Source organism: Asanoa sp. NPDC050611, assembly GCF_040654855.1.
GTDB lineage: Bacteria > Actinomycetota > Actinomycetes > Mycobacteriales > Micromonosporaceae > Asanoa.
Genome location: NZ_JBFAIU010000065.1, coordinates 1 through 17,759, shown reverse-complemented (window position 1 = coordinate 17,759; position 17,759 = coordinate 1). Strand labels below are relative to the sequence as shown.

Genomic DNA, 17,759 nt, shown 5'->3' with positions numbered 1-17,759 from the left:
CGGCTCGCGCGCGGTGATCCAACAGAGCCTCGCTAGGATTCCCGGTTATGGCTCGCGTGCTTACTCCCCGTGCGGAGGACTTTCCCCGCTGGTACCAGGATCTGATCGCCAAGGCGCAGCTCGCCGACAACGGCCCGGTGCGGGGCACGATGGTGATCCGACCGGCCGGGTACTCCATCTGGGAGCGCATGCAGGCCGAGATGGACGCGCGGATCAAGATCGCCGGCGCCGAGAACGCGTACTTCCCGCTGTTCATCCCCGAGAGCTACCTCAAGCGTGAGGCGGACCACGTCGAGGGCTTCTCGCCGGAGCTGGCCGTCGTCACCCACGGTGGTGGCAAGCAGCTCGCGGAGCCCGTCGTCGTCCGGCCCACCTCCGAGACCGTCATCGGCGAGTTCATGGCCAAGTGGGTCGACTCGTACCGCGACCTGCCCCTGCTCCTCAACCAGTGGGCCAACGTCGTGCGCTGGGAGCTGCGGCCGCGCATCTTCCTGCGGACCAGCGAGTTCCTCTGGCAGGAGGGCCACACGGCGCACGCCACCGAGGAGGACGCGCGCAGCTACGCGCGCAAGATCCTGCACGAGGTGTACGAGGACTTCATGGTCGGCGTCCTCGGCATCCCGGTGGTGGTCGGGCGCAAGACCAACCGGGAGCGGTTCGCCGGCGCGACCAGCACCTACACGCTCGAAGGCATGATGGGCGACGGCAAGGCGCTGCAGATGGGCACCTCGCACGAGCTCGGCCAGAACTTCGCCAAGGCCTTCGACATCAGCTTCTCCGCGGCCAGCGGCGGCGTCGAGCACGCCTGGACCACCTCGTGGGGCACGTCCACCCGCATGCTCGGCGGCCTGATCATGAGCCACGGCGACGACAACGGCCTGCGGGTGCCGCCGCGACTCGCGCCGATCCAGGCGTACGTGATGGTCGTGAAGGACGGTGACGGCGTGGCGGCCGCGGCGACCAAGCTGCGCGACGCGCTCCGGGACGCCGGTGTCCGCGTCGGGCTCGACGACCGGGTCGACACCGCGTTCGGCCGGCGCGCCGTCGACGCGGAGCTCAAGGGCTACCCGGTGCGGATCGAGGTCGGCCCCCGCGACCTGGCCGCCGGCAACGCGGTCGTCGTGCGGCGCCTCGACGGCAGTAAGACCGCCGTGCCGGTGGCGGACGTCGTGGGCCGCGTGCTCGCCGTCCTCGAGGAGGACCAGCAGAAGCTGCACGACGAGGCGCTGGCGTTCCGCGAGTCGCGCACCGTCGAGGTCGCCACGCTGGCCGACGCGATCGCCGCGACCGCGACCGGCTGGGCCCGGGTGCCGTGGTCGGCGGTCGGCGTCGACGGCGAGGCCGAGGCCAACGGCCAGGGCGTGACGGTGCGCTGCCTGGTCCGCGCCGACGGCTCGGTGCCGGACTCACAGGACGAGCCTGAGCTGATCGCCATCCTGGGCCGCTCCTACTGATGGGCTTCGCGCCCGGCAGCCTGATCGTCCACCGCAACGCCCGGCACGACCGCTTCGGCTGGGTCCGCCCGGCCCGCGTCGTCAGCGACGACGAGCGGGGCCTGCTGGTCTGGCTCGCGCCGGGCACGCCGGTGGCCTCCGAGGTAGCCGCGGACGGCCGCGGCATGCGCGCGATGCCGTTCGCGGAGTGGACCACCCTGTCGTACGCGGTGAAGCGGCACACCTGGATCGGCAACGGCGTGCTGAAATTCCACCCGGTCGGCGAGGACCACTCGGTCTGGTGGTTCCGGGACGCGGCGGGCCGCTTCACGAACTGGTACGTGAACCTCGAGGAGCGCGCGGTCCGCTGGGACGACGGCGCGCTGGCCGGGCTCGACGTGGTCGACCAGGACCTCGACATCGTGGTCGAGCCGGACCTGTCGTGGCGCTGGAAGGACGAGGACGAGTTCGCCGAGCGCCTGGCCCTCCCGGACCACTACTGGGTGCGCGACGAGGCGGCCGTGTGGGCCGAGGGCTGGCGGGTCGTCAAGCGCATCGAAGCGGGCGAGTTCCCGTTCGACGGCACATGGGTGGATTTCCAGCCGGATCCGGCCTGGGTCACGCCGACGGAACTGCCGTTGGGGTGGGATCGGCCGCCGGTCGTTCGCTAGATCAGGACCGGGAGATGGTCCCGGGTCCGCGGTGGGCGCGACCGTCGCTCCCGCCGGACACCGCTCCGCTGCGCTGCGCTGCCAGGCCCGCCGCGGGTTGCGGCAACACCCAAACCCCTCCGGTTGGAAGCGTTCGTCGGGTGATGAGGTCGCCTGAGCTGCGGCAACACCGCACCGGACGTTGAGATCTCGGCCGGCGCGGGCGTCGCGACGACCGCGGCCGTGGTCAGTAACGACGTCCCGAGGACCGTAATCCCTGGCCACGCCGATCCGGGTGCCATCAGGGTGGCAGCAACGCTGAAGGGGAGGCTCTGATTGGCTACCCCGCCGGCCGGCGGTTGCAGCACGGCTGGATGCCTGGCTTTGAGGGCTGACCTCTCGTTGGGTGGTGAGGCCGACCGGGCGGGCAACGCAGCAACCTGGTGTCGGGGCTCGTCTTGTGTTCTCACCCCTGGATGCCCGGCGCGGCGCCTTTGGGTCTTCCGCGGGCGGCCGGGCGGGCAAGGTAGCTACCTGGTGTCGGGGCTCGGCTTGTGTTCTCGGTGGCGTGGGGTGTGTGCCAGCCCCGTGGAGGCCCGGTGCCGTGCCTTTGGGTCTTCCGCGGGCGGCCGGGCGGGCAAGGTAGCTACCTGGTGTCGGGGCTCGGCTTGTGTTCTCGGTGGCGTGGGGTGTGCGCCAGCCCCCTGGAGGCCCGGCGCCGAGCCCTGGGTCCTCCTCACCCGGCCGCATGTTCGGGCGAGGGTGCCGGGGTTGTTGGTGGCGAGGTCGGCGCGGGCTGCGGCGACTTGCGGTCTCGGCGTCGGAGTCTTGGCCGCGCTGGTGCGAGGGCGGGCGGGATTGGCGTAACACCCGTGGACCCCGTTGCCGGGTCGTCGAGCCACGCGAGGTTCGAGGGTTGCGGCAACGTCCGGAAACCCGCCTAGGGGCCTGGCTCCTGTGCGGCGGGGCCGACGATGGGGCGGTTGGGTAATACGCTGCCGATCGTGGCGTTTGGTGCTGGGCGTGTTGTGGTGCGGCGGTGTTGGCGTGGTGGGCGGATCAGCTTTCACAGCCCCGCGGTCGTGGTTGCCGACGACGATCGCGGGTTGCTGCTCTGGCAGCCGGCCGACGTCAGCATTTGGCGGTTGATGACGCCGGACGGGCGTACGCATCATGACGGGACGCTTGACGAGCTCGGGCCCATGGAGCTGACCGAGCGGCCGTGGGTCGGCGGGCCGCTTCTCCTCTTTCACCCCGCCGACGGGTCGCCGTGGTCCGTGTGGTTCTTCCATGACGAGCACAGCGGTGAGTTCACCGGGTGGTACGTGAATCTTGAAGATCCCTACCGCCGCTGGGACGACGGAGGGCTGGCCGGGATCGACACGGCTGATCACGCGCTCGATGTTCTCGTCGCGCCGGATCGGTCCTGGCGGTGGAAGGACGAGGACGAGTTGGCGGCCAAGACCGGCAACGCGGACTACTGGGACGCGGCCGGGGCCGCCGAGATCCGGGCCAACGGTGAGGCCGTCGTGGAGTTGGTCGAGGCCGGAAAGTTCCCGTTCGACGGCACCTGGTGCGATCTGCGGCCCGCTCCGTCCTGGCGGGTTTCCCCTGGTCTTCTGGCTGGTTGGGACCGGCCTCGGACGGTCTGACCGGTTTCCGGGGTGACCGCCACCCGGCGCGGACCTGGCAGCGAAGCGGTGTCCGGCGGGAGCGACGGTCGTGCCCACGGCGGGCCCGGGACACGAATGGTTTGACGCTCTTCTGACCCGGCGTATGGGGACGGGGACCGTCTGGCAGAATGGTCTGCTGGTATCCGGCGCGCGCCCGGCGCCCTCTACCCCGGGTGCGACGCCAGTCCACGAACGGCCTCGGTGCAAACCCCACTGCGCCGCCGACCGATCACCCACGTATCGCAACAGGAGCGAACAGACTGTGGCCGTAAAGATCCGGCTCCTGCGGATGGGGAAGATCCGCAACCCGCAATACCGCATCGTCGTCGCCGACTCGCGCACCAAGCGTGACGGCCGTGCGATCGAGTACGTCGGCATCTACCACCCCAAGGAAGAGCCGTCGTTGATCGAGGTCAAGTCCGACCGGGTGCAGTACTGGCTGTCCGTCGGTGCCCAGCCGAGCGAGGCCGTGCAGCGGATCCTCGAGCGCACCGGCGACTGGCAGAAGTTCAAGAACCTGCCGGCCCCCGAGCCGCTGAAGGTCGCCGCCGCGCGCGTCGACCGGCGGGAGGCCTACGAGGCCGAGGCACGTGCCGCGGCCGGGCTGAGCGAGGCGCCGGCGCCGACCAAGGCCGCGAAGAAGGCGGCGAAGGCCGCGGAGCCGAAGGCCGCGGAGCCGAAGGCCGAGACGGCTGAGGCACCCAAGTCCGAGGCACCCAAGTCCGAGGAGCAGGCGGTTGCGGACTCCGGCGAGCAGGCCTGACGTGGCACTCCGGCCCGCGCTGGAGCACCTTGTCAAGGGCATCGTCGACCACCCGGACGACGTGCGCGTCCGGCTGGTCGACTCGCGCCGCGGCAAGCGGCTCGAGGTGCGCGTCAACCCGGAAGACCTGGGCACGGTGATCGGCCGCGGCGGGCGCACCGCCAAGGCGCTGCGCCAGGTCATCGGTTCGATCGGCGGCCGGGGCGTCCGGGTCGACATCGTCGACGCGTACTGATGCTTCTTGTCGTCGGCCGGATCGGCCGGCCTCACGGCGTACGCGGTGAGGTCACTGTCGAGGTCCGGACCGACGAGCCAGAGCAGCGGTTCGCCGTCGGGTCGGTGCTGGTCACCGACCCGGCGGCGGCGTCGGCCCCGTCGGTCGTGCCCGCGGCGTTGACCGTCGAGGACGTCCGCTGGCACCAGGGACGGCCGCTCGTGCTCTTCGACGGGTACTACGACCGGGATCTCGTGGAGAACCTGCGCAACGTGCTGCTCTGCGTGGACTCCGATGAGGTTGAATCCCCGGCTGATCCCGACGAGTTCCTCGATCATGAGCTGGTCGGCCTGTCGGCGGTGAGTCCGGCGGGCGAGGTGCTCGGCACCGTCGCCCGGATCGACCACGCACCCGCGTCGGACCTGCTGGTGGTGACGCGGCCCGGTGGCGGGACGGCGTTGGTGCCGTTCGTGAAGGCGATCGTGCCGTCGGTCGACGTGGCCGGTGGCAAGGTCGTCGTCGATGCGCCCGCGGGGTTGCTGGACCTGTGATGCGGGTCGACGTTGTCACGATTTTTCCGGACTATCTGGCGCCGCTGTCGCTGTCGCTGATCGGCAAGGCGCAGAGTTCCGGGTTGCTGTCCGTCTCGGTGCACGATCTGCGGACGTGGACGTCCGACGTGCACCGGACCGTTGACGACACGCCTTACGGCGGCGGGCCCGGCATGGTGATGCGGCCCGAGCCGTGGGGTCAGGCGCTGGACGCGCTGGCTTCTCCGTCGTCCCATCTCGTGGTGCCGACGCCGGTCGGGGCGCCGTTCACGCAGGCCACGGCGGATTCGCTGGCGTCGTCGTCCCATTTGATCTTCGCCTGTGGGCGTTATGAGGGGATCGACCAGCGGGTCGTCGACCACGCCTCGGCCCGGATGCCGGTGACGGAGGTCTCGCTCGGGGACTACGTGCTCTTCGGTGGCGAGGTCGCGGTCCTGGTGATCATGGAGGCCGTGGTGCGGCTGTTGCCGGGGGTGCTCGGCAATGCCGACTCATTGGCCGAGGAGTCGCACGCGGCCGGGTTGCTGGAGGCGCCGGTCTACACGAAGCCGCCGGTCTGGCGTGATCTGGCGGTCCCGGACATCCTCCGGTCGGGTGACCACGGCCGGATCGCCCGATGGCGCCGCGACGAGTCGCTGCGACGGACGGCGTCGCGCCGGCCCGACATGCTGACGGGCCCGAACGCCCCGGACCTGGACAAGACCGACCGCGCGGTCCTGGACGCGCTGGCCGAAGACGACGCCGCCAACTGACCCATCTCTGGCCGACGCGGTTGTCGCGTGGGTGCTTCTGTTGATCGGCGTGCCACATAGGTGCTGGGCAGACTGGGTTCCGTGATCTTGGAGGGTTGGCGGATCCGGGGTCTGGACGTCGCTGTGTGCCGCGACCGTCCGGGCCGGGCGCCGCAGCGATCAGCGGGTCGGCGGGTTTGCTGATGGTGGTTACGGCCACCGCCGTGGTGGCCAGGCTCGTCCTGACCGCCGTGGTGGCCAGGCTTGTCCTTGCGACCGCCGTGGTGGCCAGGCTCGTCCTTGCTTGCGACCGTTGCTACCGCCGTCGTGGCCAGGCTTGTCCTTGCGACCGGCGGCAGGTCGGCTGTTGGCTCGGGGGGAGCGTGGCGGCCATGATCCGGCGGCCCTCCTGGATCGAGGGCGGCCTGCACCGGCACGACGCGACCGTTGCCCGGGGCGAAGTGGATTTGTCGCTGCGTGGGGCGGGCCTCCGGCTTGATCGGTCGAGCGTTCGCGGGTCGAGGTTGCCGCAAACGCAGCACCGGGGAGGCGTGGCACTCGTTGGCGAGTGGCCCGGGACGACGGCCGCGGGTCGGTGGTGTGGGTTGGGCTTGCGGCGGCGCCGTGCGCCGTGAGGTCGCCGTCGTTGCTACGACCGGCGACGATCGGGTGGTCGCGTGGGGCGGATGTTTGTTGCGGTGACGCGCCGCGGACCTGGCAGCGGAGCGAAGCGGAGCGGTGTCCGGCGGGAGCGACGGTCGTGCCCACCGCGGGCCCGGGACAAGATCGCTCTCTTGATCCTCGGCCCCGGGGCCAGGGTGATTTCCGGGACGCGGCGTCGATATGGCAAAGTAGTGGGGTTGCTTGCCGCAGTCGGCCGCGCCGTGGGCGGCTGCGAGGGTCTCCTGGAGTGGTGGGGGATCAGAATCACCCGTCGTGCGCCGGGGTCGGCGTGCCGTGATAGCCGAAGGATGAGCGATGAACACCCTGGACGCCCTCGACGCCCAGTCGCAGCGGACCGACGTTCCCGAGTTTCGTGCCGGTGACACCGTCAAGGTGCACGCGCGAGTCGTCGAAGGCAACCGGTCGCGTGTGCAGATCTTCCAGGGCGTGGTCATCCGCCGGCAGGGTGCGGGCCTGCGCGAGACCTTCACCGTCCGCAAGATGAGCTTCGGCGTCGGTGTGGAGCGGACCTACCCGATCAACAGCCCGGCGATCGACCGCATCGAGGTTGTGACCCGCGGTGACGTGCGGCGGGCCAAGCTCTACTACCTCCGTGAGCTGCGCGGCAAGAAGGCCAAGATCAAGGAGAAGCGCGAGAAGCAGCCCAGCTGACTCTCGCCACTCGCGATGTTGTCGCCTCGTGCGGTTAGGCTAAGCCGCACGAGGCCTCTCAATCGGGAATCGCCTCGGGCGGTAGTGCCGTCGACGGACGGCGGCGTCCGTTCGCGGGCGCTTGGCTGACCTGGGGAGAGGCGCGTCGTGGACCGAGGCGAGATTGGCCAGGAACCCCGGCGCCGGTTATCCCGGCGTCGCATGCAGATGCCTCTCTGGCAGGAATTGCCACTGCTGCTGATCGTGGCTTTCTGCCTCGCCGTGCTGATCCGCAGCTTTCTGCTCCAGGCGTTCTTCATCCCGTCCGGCTCCATGGAGAACACGCTGCTCGTCGGCGACCGGGTGCTGGTCAACAAGATCGTTTATGACGTACGCGATCCCAAGCGCGGCGAGGTCGTCGTGTTCCGGGGGCCGGAGGCCTGGGCACCGCAGCCGGTGGACGGTGGCGACCCGGGCATGTTCAGCAAGATCGGTCGTACGTTCGGCGACCTCATCGGCATCAGCCGGCCAGGCGCCAAGGACTTCATCAAGCGCGTGATCGCGGTCGGCGGCGACCGGGTCAGCTGCTGCGACGACCAGGGCCGCGTGATGGTCAACGGCAAGGGCCTCGACGAGCCGTACATCTACGACAACTCCCCGCTCGACGTGGCGCCGGCGGCCAACGAGTGCCGGTCGCGGCAGTTCGCCGAGGTGGTCGTGCCCCCCGGTCAGCTGTTCGTGATGGGTGACCACCGCGGCGTCTCGCAGGACGCGCGATGCCAGGGGCCGATCCCGGTCGACAACGTGGTCGGGCGCGCCTTCGTCATCGTCTGGCCGCAGGACCGGTGGAAGAACCTGTCGGTACCCGACACGTTCGACGGCATCCCACCACCGCCCGCCGGTGGTCAGGGCGGAGGCAGTGGCGCGCCGCTACCATCGCAGGAGTCCCCATTGCCTGGAAAGGGAGACATTGTCGTCACGATGCCAATCTTCGCGTCCGCCCTTTTTCTGGCGCGTTCCCGACGCGGACTCCCAGACCGGCAACGTAGGCTCCGTCCGTGATTGAGGAACAGCTCCCCCAGAAGCCGAAGAAGAGTTCGTCCTTCTGGAAAGAACTGCCGATTCTGCTCGGCGTCGCGATCCTCGTGGCCGTCCTGGTGCGGGCGTTCCTCCTGCAGACCTTCTACATCCCGTCGCCGTCGATGGAGCACACCCTCGACGTCAACGACCGGGTGCTGGTCAACAAGATCGTTTACGATTTCCGGTCGCCTGACCGCGGCGAGATCATCGTGTTCCGCGCGCCGTCGGAGTGGCGCAGCGGGCTCGACGACGAGGACTTCATCAAGCGCGTCATCGCCGTCGGCGGCGACAAGGTCGAATGCTGCGACGAGCAGAAGCGCCTCGAGGTCAACGGGCATCCGTTGGACGAGCCTTATCTCTTCAACGAGAACGGCGTTTCCGACCCGGCCGCGGATCAGCCTTTCGAATTCACCGTGCCCGAGGGCCGGCTGTGGGTCATGGGCGACCACCGGGCGGCGTCCGGGGACTCGCTGGAGCACTGGAAGCAGAGCAACGGGGATCCGCTGATCTCGACGATCACCGAGGACTCGGTCGTCGGCCGGGCGTTCGTGGTCTTCTGGCCCGTCGGCCGGGCGAAGTGGCTGTCTGTTCCGGACACGTTCGACGGGGTGCCGGCGCCGGCTTCGGCTGGGTGATCCCGTGGTTTGAGCCTTCCCGCCGCGGACCTGGCAGCGAAGCGGTGTCTGGCGGGAGCGACGGCCGTGCCCCCGCGGACCCGAGCCCGTCACATGGCTCTGCCGGGTCGCGCCTAAGCTGGCTCGGTGACGGAGTTCCAGCCGCGTCGGGCCGCGCGCGTGTTGCTGGTCGACGACGCGGAGCGGGTGCTGCTGTTCCAGGGTGTCGATCCGGGGCGGCCGGCGCATCGCTACTGGTTCACCCCCGGCGGCGGCCTCGCGCCCGGTGAGTCGTCGGTCGGCGGGGCCGTGCGGGAGCTGGCCGAGGAGACCGGTCTGGTGCGCCCGCCTGCGGATCTTGGTCAGCCGGTGTTCCAGGAGACGACGGAGTTTCCGTTCGACGGCGTCTGGTACCGCCAGGAGCAGGAGTTCTTCCTCCTGCGCGTGCCGTCGTGGGCGGTCGACACGGCCGGGTTCGACCAGATCGAGAAAGACTCGATCATCGAGCACCGGTGGTGGTCGATTCCTGAGTTGGAGCGTACGAAGGAGCGGTACTACCCCGACCAGTTGACGACCCTGCTGCGCCGGGTGCTGGGGAAGGACTGAGCCGCTGTGTTGACACCACCGCGCACCGTGGTACGCCGCGAGGGCGGCATCTATGCCCTCGAGCGCGCGTTGCAGCGGCGCGGGTTCCGGCACGTCGCCGGCGCTGACGAGGCCGGCCGGGGTGCGTGCGCCGGTCCGCTGGTGGCCGCGGCCGCGGTGCTGCCCGAGGGCAAGCGCGGCGAGATCGAGGGCCTGGCCGACTCGAAGCTGCTGACGCCGCTGGCCCGGGATCGGATCTACGAGCAGGTGGTCAAGCGGGCCCTCGCGTACTCCGTGGTGATCATCCCCGCCGCCGAGGTCGACGCCCGCGGCCTGCACGTCTGCAACCTCGCGGCGATGCGCCGAGCGCTGGCGTCGTTGCCGGTGGGCCCGGAGTACGTGTTGACCGACGGCTTCCCCCTCGACGGGATGGGCGTGCCCGGGCTCGCCGTCTGGAAGGGCGACCGCGTCGCCGCCTGCGTGGCCGCGGCCAGCGTCCTGGCCAAGGTGACCCGGGACCGGATCATGGTCGAGTTGGACGGGCAGTTTCCGGATTACGGGTTTTCCGAGCACAAGGGGTACGTGACGCCGGAGCACAACGCGGCCCTGACGCAGCACGGGCCGTGTGCTGAGCATCGGTTCTCGTACATCAACGTGGCCAATGCGTCCGGGCGGGATTCGCGGCCGCCGCGGAGCCGGCGGCCGCGGGTGTTGACGGATCCGTCCAAGTTGGGCGGTGAGGTGGTTCCCGATCTCGATCCGGCTGAGGCGGCGGAGGAGCTCGACATTGATCTGGGTCGGTGATCTCGGGCGCGGGGTCGTTTTCGGCGCTGTTTGGTGACCGTCAGCCCCGTGCGCGGACCGCGACCTGCAGCAGTGGATCTGGTTGTCGGGGGCGGCGTGGCCGTGGGCGCCGGTCGGGTTGTCGGGGCGGCGCGACCTGCAGCAGTGGATCGGGTTGTCGGGGCGGCGTGGCCATGGGCGCCGGTCGGGGCGGCGTGGCCGTGGGCGTCGGTCGGGTTGTCAGGGGGCGTGGCCGTGGGCGCCGGTCGGGTTGTCAGGGCGGCGTGACCGTAGGCGCCGGTCGGCTTGTCGGGACCGCGGGACCAGGCGGCTTCGGGATTCGAGTCGGGTCGGCTTGTCGGGACCGCGGGACCAGGCGGCTTCGGGATTCGGGTCGGGTTCGGTTTTCGGGGTGAGCGCGACCGGATGCGGACCTGGCAGCGAAGCGGTGTCCGGCGGGAGCGACGGTCGTGCCCACGGCGGACCCGGGAACGCATCGATCTGTTGGATCGGCCGGAATCGCTCAGGTGATCTTGGGCGACGTGGTTTGGGTCACTCGCTTTTTGATCTTGGCATGACCTCTCCGGCTCGTGGTGGAGTCCGGAAGTCGATGCATATCTCGGCTCGGACGGTCGTGATCCGGACTGTCCGGGCGTTCGGTCCGATCTGGATCGAGGGGTTCGTTCGGATCTTGATTCGGGCGGTTCCGGCACTGCTGATCTTGCCTCTTCGGGCCCTCTGATGGCGGCCCTTCGGGTGACGTTTCGGCCCGTCCGGATCCGGTAGGGCGCGCCGAGCCCCCAGGGGGTACCGTCGGCGTGGCGTCCGGCGAGCGGCTTCGGCCATCCACGCCGGTGGGGGAAGATGGTGCCATGAAGGGCGGAGAGCGATGAGCGCAGAGGATCTCGAGAAATACGAGACCGAGATGGAGCTGCAGCTCTACCGGGAGTACCGCGACATCGTCCGCCAGTTCTCCTACGTCGTCGAGACCGAACGCCGCTTCTACCTGGCCAACCAGGTCGACCTGCACGTGCGCAACTCGGACGGCGAGGTCTACTTCGAGGTCGAGATGCACGACGCCTGGGTATGGGACATGTACCGGCCTGCGCGTTTCGTGAAGAATGTCCGGGTCATGACCTTCAAGGACGTCAACGTCGAAGAGCTCGAGAAGCCGGACATCTCCCTCCCTGCCGATTCGGGTTTCGGCGGCTGACGCCGGCCCTACCACAGTGGGCGCCCGAGGCGGGCGTTATCCACAATCCACAGGCCGCCGTGGATCGCATTGCCGCTTCTCCTGGCCGCGACGAGGCTGCCATGCATGAATTGGTACGCATTCCGTAACGCAGTGTTGTCGGCGATGGTCGTCGTCTTCGTCGTGTCGGCGGCGATCGTTGTTCCTGGTTTTGGCCCTGTGCGGTCCGGGTGGGGGTCGGCGCTTGGGACGGCCGCGGCGGGCGGGCTCCGTCTAGGCGCGGCGGTCCGCGCAAGTCCAAGCGGGGTCGCGGATGCCGCGTTCCTGTGGTTGGGCGGTGTGGTGGACGCCGCGCTTCCGCCAGCGGGCCGTGGTGATCGAGCCGCGAGATTAACGGGCGTTCGCCTGGCGCTTTCCGTGCTGGATGGGCGCGCTCCGGATGCGAGCGCTCTCGACGAAGCCGTCGGAGCACCCGTCGCGCCGCGGACCGGGTTCGGTCTGCCCGTCGCGCCGCCATTGCGGGTCACTCGGCCGTTCGACGCGCCGCCCAGGCCCTGGATGCCCGGCCATCGCGGCGTCGACCTGGCCGCCGAGCCCGGTGCGACCGTTTGGGCCGCCGGTCCCGGCGAGGTCGTCTTCGCCGGCCCCGTCGCCGACCGGACGGTGATCAGCATCCAGCACGCCAACGGCCTACGCACGACCTACGAACCGGTGACCGCGGCGGTCCGGCGCGGTGACCACGTCGCCCTCGGTGATCCGATCGGCATGGTCGAGGCTGGGCACCCGGGCTGTCCGGTGGCCGCGTGCCTGCACTGGGGACTGCGCCGGGGCGATGTCTACCTCAACCCGCTGCTGCTGCTCGGCTTCCTGGTGCGGTTACTGCCGACGTAGCGCGCAGGCGATCAACGCAGGAGGGAGGGGAGGCGTTCGGCGAAGCGCTCGTACTCGTCGGCGCGGTTGTAGACCTGGCCGCAGATGCGCAGCCAGCCACGGCCGTTCCAGGCGTTGAGGTTGACCTCGGTCTTGAGCTCGTCGGAGATGCGCTCCCGGAGGACAACGGCCTCGGGTTGGGTCGTCGCTACACCGGCGGGCAGCGGGATGAGGCGCATGGGCACGTCGGGGCCGCCCGGGTCGGGCAGCTCGTCCTCCGACAGGCCCAGGGCGGTGCCGATCACCTGCTGGCCGTAGGCGGCGAGAGCGGCGTTGTGCACCCGCACCCGGTCGACGTCCAGGCTGCGCAGCGTGAACAGCCCGGCCGGGGCGGCAAGCCACGGCGTGTAGTCCAGCGTCGCCTGGAACTCCACGTTGTCGGGGAAGCCCTTCGGCTGCTGCCACGACACGACGAGCGGCTGGATCCGGTCGACCCAGCGCTCGGCGACGGTCAGGACGGCGGTGCCGCGCGGCGCGTACGCCCATTTGTGGAAGTTGCCCACCCAGAAGTCGGCGCCGATCCGGTCGACCTCGACGGGCAGCATGCCGGGAGCGTGGGCGCCGTCCACGAGCACGGCCACGCCGAGCCGGGCGGCGACGGTGGCGATCGTCGCGACCGGGAGCTGGTACGCGGTGGCGGAGGTGATCTGGTCGACGATCAGCAACTTCGTGCGGCCCGGGTGCAGCGCGGCGCGGATCTGCGCGACCACGTCGGTCTCGCGGGCCCGCAGCGGCAGGGTGACCAGGCCGGCGGTCGCGCCGGTGCGGGCACACTCGCGTTCGACGGCGTACGAGATCGACCCGTATCCGTGGCTGGTCGTCAGGACCTCGTCGCCGGGGCCGAGCCCGATCGACTGCAGCGCGATGGCGATGCCCGAGGTCGCGTTGCCGACGAGCGCGGTGCGGTCCGGGTCGGCGCCGAGGAACGCGGCGAGGTGCCGGCGAGTGTGCGCGACGCGGTCGAAGAAGCCGCGGTCGAAGAAGCGCAACGGGTTGCTCTCGACCTCGTCGCGCAGCCGCTGCTGGACGCGCTGCACGTTGATCGGCACCGCGCCGAACGAGCCGTGGTTGAGGTGCGCGACGCCCGGGTCCAGGGAGAACAGCAGCCGGGCACCGGGAATGGGTGTGGGCGGCTCGGCTTCAGCCACGGGCGGACCTCATACCGATGATCGTACGAGTCGATCGAGTCGTGGGGAGGTGGGATGACGGCGTCGGCATAGGCTGCGAACATGCCGTCCCGGAACTCGCACTGCTCGTTCTGCGGCGCCGCGTACCCGGCCGACCAGCCCTGGCCGCGGGTCTGCGCGGCGTGCGGCGAGACGACCTACCGCAACCCGGTGCCGGTCGCCGTAGCGGTGCTGCCGGTGGACGACGGGGTCCTGGTCATCCGCCGGGCCATACCGCCGCGGGCCGGACTGCTGGCGCTGCCGGGCGGTTTCGTCGACCACGGCGAGTCGTGGCAGCAGGCCGTCGTGCGGGAGCTGGGCGAGGAGACGGGAATCGCGGCGCGCGCGGACGACGTCGCGCTCTTCGACGTGCACAGCGCGCCGGACGGCACCGTGCTCATCTTCGGGCTCCTGCCGGCGACGACGGCCGCCGACGTGCCTGTCTCGGCGCCCAACGCCGAGGTCGCCGGGTGGTCGGTCGCCCGCGACGCCTCCGACATGGCCTTCGACCTGCACGCGCGGGTGCTGACGCGTTATCTCGCGGAGCGGGTCACGGCCTGACCGGACGTCACCGGGTGATCGGCTGCGGGCTGTGGTGTCGCCGCCTGGCCAGCCACGTCGCGGCCTGGCGTGCCGCCTTACGGCCTGACCCAACCGCGTCACGGTCTGTCCGGCAACTTCACGGACTGGCCCGCATCACGCACTCGCCTCCCGCGTCGCGGGCTGGTCTGCGCCAAGGCCTGGGCCGCCACGTCACGGCGTGATCTGCTCGGTCGCGGCATGAATGCGGCTCACGGCCTGGTCGGTGTGCCGGGTCAGGCGCGTGGATGCGCTTGGCGGTAGGCCGCGCGCAGTCGGTCCATCGAGACGTGGGTGTAGATCTGCGTTGTCGCGAGCGACGCGTGCCCGAGCAGCTCCTGCACCGCACGCAGGTCGGCGCCGCCCTCCAGCAGATGGGTGGCCGCCGAGTGCCGCAACCCGTGCGGCGTCGTGTGCGGCAGGCCCGCCGCCCGCGCGTACCCGCTGACCAGCCGGCGCACCACGGTCGGCTGCAGGCGGCCGCCGCGCGCTCCGAGGAACAAGGCGTCACCGCTCGCGGGACCGGCCAGCGACGACCGGCCCAGCCGCAGCCAGTCGTCCAGCGCCTCCTGCGCAGGCAGTCCATAGGGGACCGAGCGCTCCTTGTCGCCCTTGCCGACCACCCGGACCACCCGCCGGCCGGGGTCGACGTCCGTGCGGTCCAGGCCGCACAGCTCGCTCACCCGGATCCCGGTCGCGTAGAGGACTTCGAGGACCGCCCGGTCACGCAGCAGGGTCGGGGCCGCCTCCTCGCCCGGGGCCAGCACCAGTTCCGTCGCCTGCTCCGCGCGGAGGACCGCCGGCAGGTCGCGGCCGGCCTTCGGGGTGGCGAGCTTGGTGCCCACGTCCGTGTCGAGCAGGCCGCCGCGGTGCGCCCACGCGCTGAACGTGCGGGCGGCCGCTGCGCGGCGGGCCAGGGAGGTGCGGGCGCCGCCGAGCGTACGCAGGCGGGCCAGCCAGCTCCGCAGCACTGTGATGTCCAGGTCGCCCGGTGCCGCGCAGCCCATCCGGGACGCGTGGTCGAGCAGCGAGACGACGTCGCCGACGTACGCGCGTACCGTGTGCGTCGATCGGTTTTCGACGTGTGACAGGTGCCGCGCGAACTCGTCGACCGCTTCGCGCATCGCGTGCGGAAGCGCCTCGTGCAGCGCCTGCGTCGAACGGCCCATCACCCCGACGGTCACCGCGACGGCGGCCCGGGTCAAGGCGCCACGCCGGCCGAAGTCAGCCCGCGGCGAAGCCGCCCGCGAGGAGCAGGCCGAGTCCGACGATCAGGTACACCGCCGGTGGGCGCAGCCAGCCGTTGGGGCCCTCGGGGCGGACGCCGCCGGTGGTCGCGCTGTAGAGACCGACCGCGAGCAGCGGCAGACCGGCGATCAGCAGCATGCCGGAGACGATGCCCGAGATGACCAGGTCACCGGTGAACATCGAGTCGAAGAAGATCCGCAGGGCGCCGATCTCGAAGACAGCGGTGAGTACGCCGTAGAGCAGCGCGAGCGCCGGGCGGCGGGTGCGGTAGACGCCGTCGCCGGCGGGCGCGCCCCCGGGTCGGCGCATCGCGTCGTCACGCGGAGCGATCGGCGGCATCAGGCCGGTGGGGGCGTTGAGGCCGGCCGCGCCGTCCGGCATGGGCGGCGGCACCGGCATCCCGTCGGGCAGTGGCAACGGTGCCGGGATCGGTTCGCCGATCGGCAGGTGCGGTTCCGCTGGGCTCGTGCGCGGCATTTCGCCGGTGGCCGGGCCGCCTGGCCCACCGCCGTACACCCGCTGCGGCTCGTCGGTCGGACGCCGCACCGAGTCGGCCGGCAACGGGCGCGCGGAGCTGTTCCACGACGGCTGCTCGGCCTGATCGTCGGCCCAACGCTGCTCCCGGTCGCCGCCGAAGCCGCCGCCGCCGGTGGTGAACCCGTTGAACGAGGGCTCGGCGCCGCCGTCGCGGGGCTCGGGTACGCGGAAGCCGCCGTCCCGCCAGCCGCGATCGTCGTCGTTCCAGCGCTGTTGCTGCTCGTCGTCGGGGTATCCGCGTCGTCCGTCCACGGCCGCACGCTATTCGACCATCCTGCGGGGCGGCCAGCCAGGCTTCCGAATTGCGGTGTTAAGTGAGTGTGATTCCGGTCCCGTTAGCACGCCTGGGACTGCTCGGGCCCTGGGTTTCCACAGGTCGCGGTTGTCCACAGGAGAGGAGCAGGCCGCTGCCGGCGCCGCGGGCGGTCGCGCATCGTCAGGGCATGACGGTGGTACGGCGAGCGGTCGGCGCGTGGGGTGAGCGGCGCGCGGCCGAGTATCTGTCCGACGAGAGCTTTCGGGTGGTGGCCCGCAACTGGCGGTGCCCGCTCGGTGAGATCGACATCATCGCGTGGGAGGGTGACACGCTCGTCTTCTGCGAGGTGAAGACCCGCCGTGGGCTGGGCTTCGGCGTGCCCGCGGAAGCGGTGGTGGCAGCCAAGGCGCGGCGGTTGCGGCGGCTCGGGGCCCGGTGGTTGTCGCTCAACAGCGTGCATCCGCGGGAGATCCGGTTCGACGTGATCGCCGTGTTGATCCGGCGACCGGGGATCGTCGACATCGAGCACATCCGCGGCGCGTTCTAGCAGATGCTCACTCTTCGCGCCGCGTTGTCCACAGGCGATGTGTTGTCCACAGGCCGCCGACATGGGTCGCGCATCTGCGTCAATGTCTTGCCCGTGAGCTACGCGAAGGTGCTGTCCGTCGGTCTGGTCGGTGTCAGCGGACATCTGGTCGAGGTCGAAGCCGATCTCTCCGCCGGGCTGCCCGCCGTCGTGATGTCCGGCCTGCCGGACACGGCTCTCAACGAAGCCCGCGATCGGGTACGGGCGGCGGTCGTGAACTCCGGTGAAAGCTGGCCCAACCGGCGCATCACCGTCAACCTGCTGCCCGCGACCCTGCCCAAATACGGCTCTGCCTTCGACATGGGCATCGCGGCGGCGCTGTTGGGGGCGGCCGGTGAGCTACCGCTGGCCGCCCTCGACGGTGTCGTGCTGCTGGGTGAGCTGGGGCTCGACGGCAGCGTACGACCGGTGCGCGGCGTGCTGCCGATGGTCGCCGCCGCGTTGCGCGCCGGCGTGCACCGGGCGGTGGTGCCGCTGGCCAACGCGGCCGAGGCCGCCGTCGTACCGGGCGTCACGGTCAAGGCGGTGGAGACGCTGCACCGCCTGGTCGCGTTCATCCGGACCGGCGGCCCGTTGCTCGATCCGCCGGCCGGCCGCCCACCGCCGGAGCCGGCGATGCTCGACCTGGCCGACGTCGCCGGCCAGGCGCTGGGGCGGCGGGCGATCGAGGTGGCGGCGGCCGGCGGGCACCACGTCGCGATGTTCGGACCCCCAGGCGCGGGCAAGACCATGCTGGCTGAGCGGTTGCCGTCGGTGCTGCCGCCGCTCGACGACGAGGCCGCGCTCGAAGTGACGGCGCTGCACTCGGTGGCCGGGCTTACCGCCGATCACAAGAATGGTGTTCTCAATCATGCCTCGAGTACAGCCGCGATCG

Annotated in this window: 20 protein-coding genes; 17 read left to right on the top strand and 3 right to left on the bottom strand. The window is 70.8% G+C overall.

Annotated elements, in window-relative coordinates:
- Positions 1-47 precede the first annotated feature (47 nt).
- From proS to AB0H87_RS13030, 14 genes are all read left to right on the top strand, one after another.
- Positions 48-1,454 (top strand): proline--tRNA ligase, encoded by a 1,407-nt coding sequence (proS, locus tag AB0H87_RS13095; RefSeq protein WP_360143512.1) that lies wholly within the window; start codon positions 48-50, stop codon positions 1,452-1,454.
- Positions 1,454-2,104, top strand: a complete 651-nt coding sequence (locus AB0H87_RS13090; RefSeq protein WP_360143509.1) for a DUF402 domain-containing protein — start codon at positions 1,454-1,456, stop codon at positions 2,102-2,104. Before proS ends, AB0H87_RS13090 begins: the two co-directional genes overlap by 1 nt.
- 953 nt (positions 2,105-3,057) lie before the next feature.
- Positions 3,058-3,735 carry a DUF402 domain-containing protein gene (locus AB0H87_RS13085; protein ID WP_360143506.1) on the top strand — a complete coding sequence of 226 codons (678 nt, stop codon included), beginning with the start codon at positions 3,058-3,060 and terminating at the stop codon, positions 3,733-3,735.
- 283 nt (positions 3,736-4,018) lie between these two features.
- The gene (gene rpsP / locus AB0H87_RS13080; RefSeq protein ID WP_360143503.1) at positions 4,019-4,519 is read left to right on the top strand and encodes a 30S ribosomal protein S16; all 501 of its coding nucleotides are present in this window, start codon (positions 4,019-4,021) and stop codon (positions 4,517-4,519) included.
- Entirely contained in the window at positions 4,494-4,754 is a 261-nt protein-coding gene (locus AB0H87_RS13075) for an RNA-binding protein (protein WP_176984981.1), read from the top strand. Before rpsP ends, AB0H87_RS13075 begins: the two co-directional genes overlap by 26 nt.
- Positions 4,754-5,284 (top strand): ribosome maturation factor RimM, encoded by a 531-nt coding sequence (gene rimM, locus AB0H87_RS13070; RefSeq protein ID WP_360143499.1) that lies wholly within the window; start codon positions 4,754-4,756, stop codon positions 5,282-5,284. Before AB0H87_RS13075 ends, rimM begins: the two co-directional genes overlap by 1 nt.
- On the top strand, positions 5,284-6,036 hold the full coding sequence (gene trmD / locus AB0H87_RS13065; protein ID WP_360143496.1) for a tRNA (guanosine(37)-N1)-methyltransferase TrmD: 753 nt from the start codon (positions 5,284-5,286) through the stop codon (positions 6,034-6,036). The genes rimM and trmD overlap by 1 nt, the downstream gene beginning before the upstream one ends.
- Positions 6,037-6,993: 957 nt before the next feature.
- Positions 6,994-7,350: a 50S ribosomal protein L19 gene (rplS, locus tag AB0H87_RS13060; RefSeq protein WP_360143493.1), complete on the top strand. Its 357-nt coding sequence runs from the start codon at positions 6,994-6,996 to the stop codon at positions 7,348-7,350.
- 201 nt (positions 7,351-7,551) lie between these two features.
- Positions 7,552-8,391, top strand: coding sequence for a signal peptidase I (lepB, locus tag AB0H87_RS13055; protein WP_360143542.1), 840 nt, complete (start codon positions 7,552-7,554; stop codon positions 8,389-8,391).
- On the top strand, positions 8,388-9,044 hold the full coding sequence (gene lepB / locus AB0H87_RS13050) for a signal peptidase I (protein WP_360143490.1): 657 nt from the start codon (positions 8,388-8,390) through the stop codon (positions 9,042-9,044). The genes lepB (AB0H87_RS13055) and lepB (AB0H87_RS13050) overlap by 4 nt, the downstream gene beginning before the upstream one ends.
- Before the next feature lie 126 nt (positions 9,045-9,170).
- Positions 9,171-9,629 carry an NUDIX domain-containing protein gene (locus AB0H87_RS13045; RefSeq protein ID WP_360143487.1) on the top strand — a complete coding sequence of 153 codons (459 nt, stop codon included), beginning with the start codon at positions 9,171-9,173 and terminating at the stop codon, positions 9,627-9,629.
- Positions 9,630-9,635: 6 nt separating this feature from the next.
- Complete coding sequence (locus tag AB0H87_RS13040) at positions 9,636-10,412, top strand: ribonuclease HII (protein WP_360143484.1); 777 nt, start codon at positions 9,636-9,638, stop codon at positions 10,410-10,412.
- A gap of 868 nt (positions 10,413-11,280) precedes the next feature.
- Positions 11,281-11,604, top strand: coding sequence for a DUF2469 domain-containing protein (locus AB0H87_RS13035; RefSeq protein ID WP_007075222.1), 324 nt, complete (start codon positions 11,281-11,283; stop codon positions 11,602-11,604).
- Positions 11,605-12,141: 537 nt separating this feature from the next.
- Entirely contained in the window at positions 12,142-12,474 is a 333-nt protein-coding gene (locus AB0H87_RS13030) for a M23 family metallopeptidase (protein WP_360143476.1), read from the top strand.
- Positions 12,475-12,485: 11 nt separating this feature from the next.
- Here AB0H87_RS13030 and AB0H87_RS13025 read toward each other — a convergent pair whose 3' ends face one another.
- Positions 12,486-13,661 carry an aminotransferase class V-fold PLP-dependent enzyme gene (locus AB0H87_RS13025; protein WP_360143473.1) on the bottom strand — a complete coding sequence of 392 codons (1,176 nt, stop codon included), beginning with the start codon at positions 13,659-13,661 and terminating at the stop codon, positions 12,486-12,488.
- Positions 13,662-13,742: 81 nt separating this feature from the next.
- Between AB0H87_RS13025 and AB0H87_RS13020 the strand changes: the two genes are divergently transcribed.
- Positions 13,743-14,240, top strand: coding sequence for an NUDIX domain-containing protein (locus AB0H87_RS13020; protein WP_360143470.1), 498 nt, complete (start codon positions 13,743-13,745; stop codon positions 14,238-14,240).
- Positions 14,241-14,494: 254 nt separating this feature from the next.
- Here AB0H87_RS13020 and AB0H87_RS13015 read toward each other — a convergent pair whose 3' ends face one another.
- Entirely contained in the window at positions 14,495-15,427 is a 933-nt protein-coding gene (locus tag AB0H87_RS13015) for a tyrosine recombinase XerC (protein WP_360143539.1), read from the bottom strand.
- Positions 15,428-15,482: 55 nt separating this feature from the next.
- Complete coding sequence (locus AB0H87_RS13010; protein WP_360143467.1) at positions 15,483-16,295, bottom strand: hypothetical protein; 813 nt, start codon at positions 16,293-16,295, stop codon at positions 15,483-15,485.
- A 191-nt stretch (positions 16,296-16,486) separates the two neighbouring features.
- Between AB0H87_RS13010 and AB0H87_RS13005 the strand changes: the two genes are divergently transcribed.
- Together AB0H87_RS13005 and AB0H87_RS13000 are read left to right on the top strand one after the other, a co-directional pair.
- Positions 16,487-16,846, top strand: coding sequence for a YraN family protein (locus AB0H87_RS13005; RefSeq protein ID WP_360143464.1), 360 nt, complete (start codon positions 16,487-16,489; stop codon positions 16,844-16,846).
- Between the two features lie 93 nt (positions 16,847-16,939).
- Positions 16,940-17,759: magnesium chelatase domain-containing protein (locus tag AB0H87_RS13000; protein ID WP_360143461.1), on the top strand; the 820-nt coding region annotated here is incomplete at its 3' end.

Bases quoted from the DNA above. Each gene is read 5' to 3' on its own strand.
- proS (WP_360143512.1), top strand. From the start codon at position 48: ATGGCTCGCGTGCTTACTCCCCGTGCGGAGGACTTTCCCCGCTGGTAC.
- AB0H87_RS13090 (WP_360143509.1), top strand. From the start codon at position 1,454: ATGGGCTTCGCGCCCGGCAGCCTGATCGTCCACCGCAACGCCCGGCAC.
- AB0H87_RS13085 (WP_360143506.1), top strand. From the start codon at position 3,058: ATGGGGCGGTTGGGTAATACGCTGCCGATCGTGGCGTTTGGTGCTGGG.
- rimM (WP_360143499.1), top strand. From the start codon at position 4,754: ATGCTTCTTGTCGTCGGCCGGATCGGCCGGCCTCACGGCGTACGCGGT.
- trmD (WP_360143496.1), top strand. From the start codon at position 5,284: ATGCGGGTCGACGTTGTCACGATTTTTCCGGACTATCTGGCGCCGCTG.
- rplS (WP_360143493.1), top strand. From the start codon at position 6,994: ATGAACACCCTGGACGCCCTCGACGCCCAGTCGCAGCGGACCGACGTT.
- lepB (WP_360143542.1), top strand. From the start codon at position 7,552: ATGCAGATGCCTCTCTGGCAGGAATTGCCACTGCTGCTGATCGTGGCT.
- AB0H87_RS13035 (WP_007075222.1), top strand. From the start codon at position 11,281: ATGAGCGCAGAGGATCTCGAGAAATACGAGACCGAGATGGAGCTGCAG.
- AB0H87_RS13030 (WP_360143476.1), top strand. From the start codon at position 12,142: ATGCCCGGCCATCGCGGCGTCGACCTGGCCGCCGAGCCCGGTGCGACC.
- AB0H87_RS13020 (WP_360143470.1), top strand. From the start codon at position 13,743: ATGCCGTCCCGGAACTCGCACTGCTCGTTCTGCGGCGCCGCGTACCCG.
- AB0H87_RS13015 (WP_360143539.1), bottom strand. From the start codon at position 15,427: ATGGGCCGTTCGACGCAGGCGCTGCACGAGGCGCTTCCGCACGCGATG.
- AB0H87_RS13005 (WP_360143464.1), top strand. From the start codon at position 16,487: ATGACGGTGGTACGGCGAGCGGTCGGCGCGTGGGGTGAGCGGCGCGCG.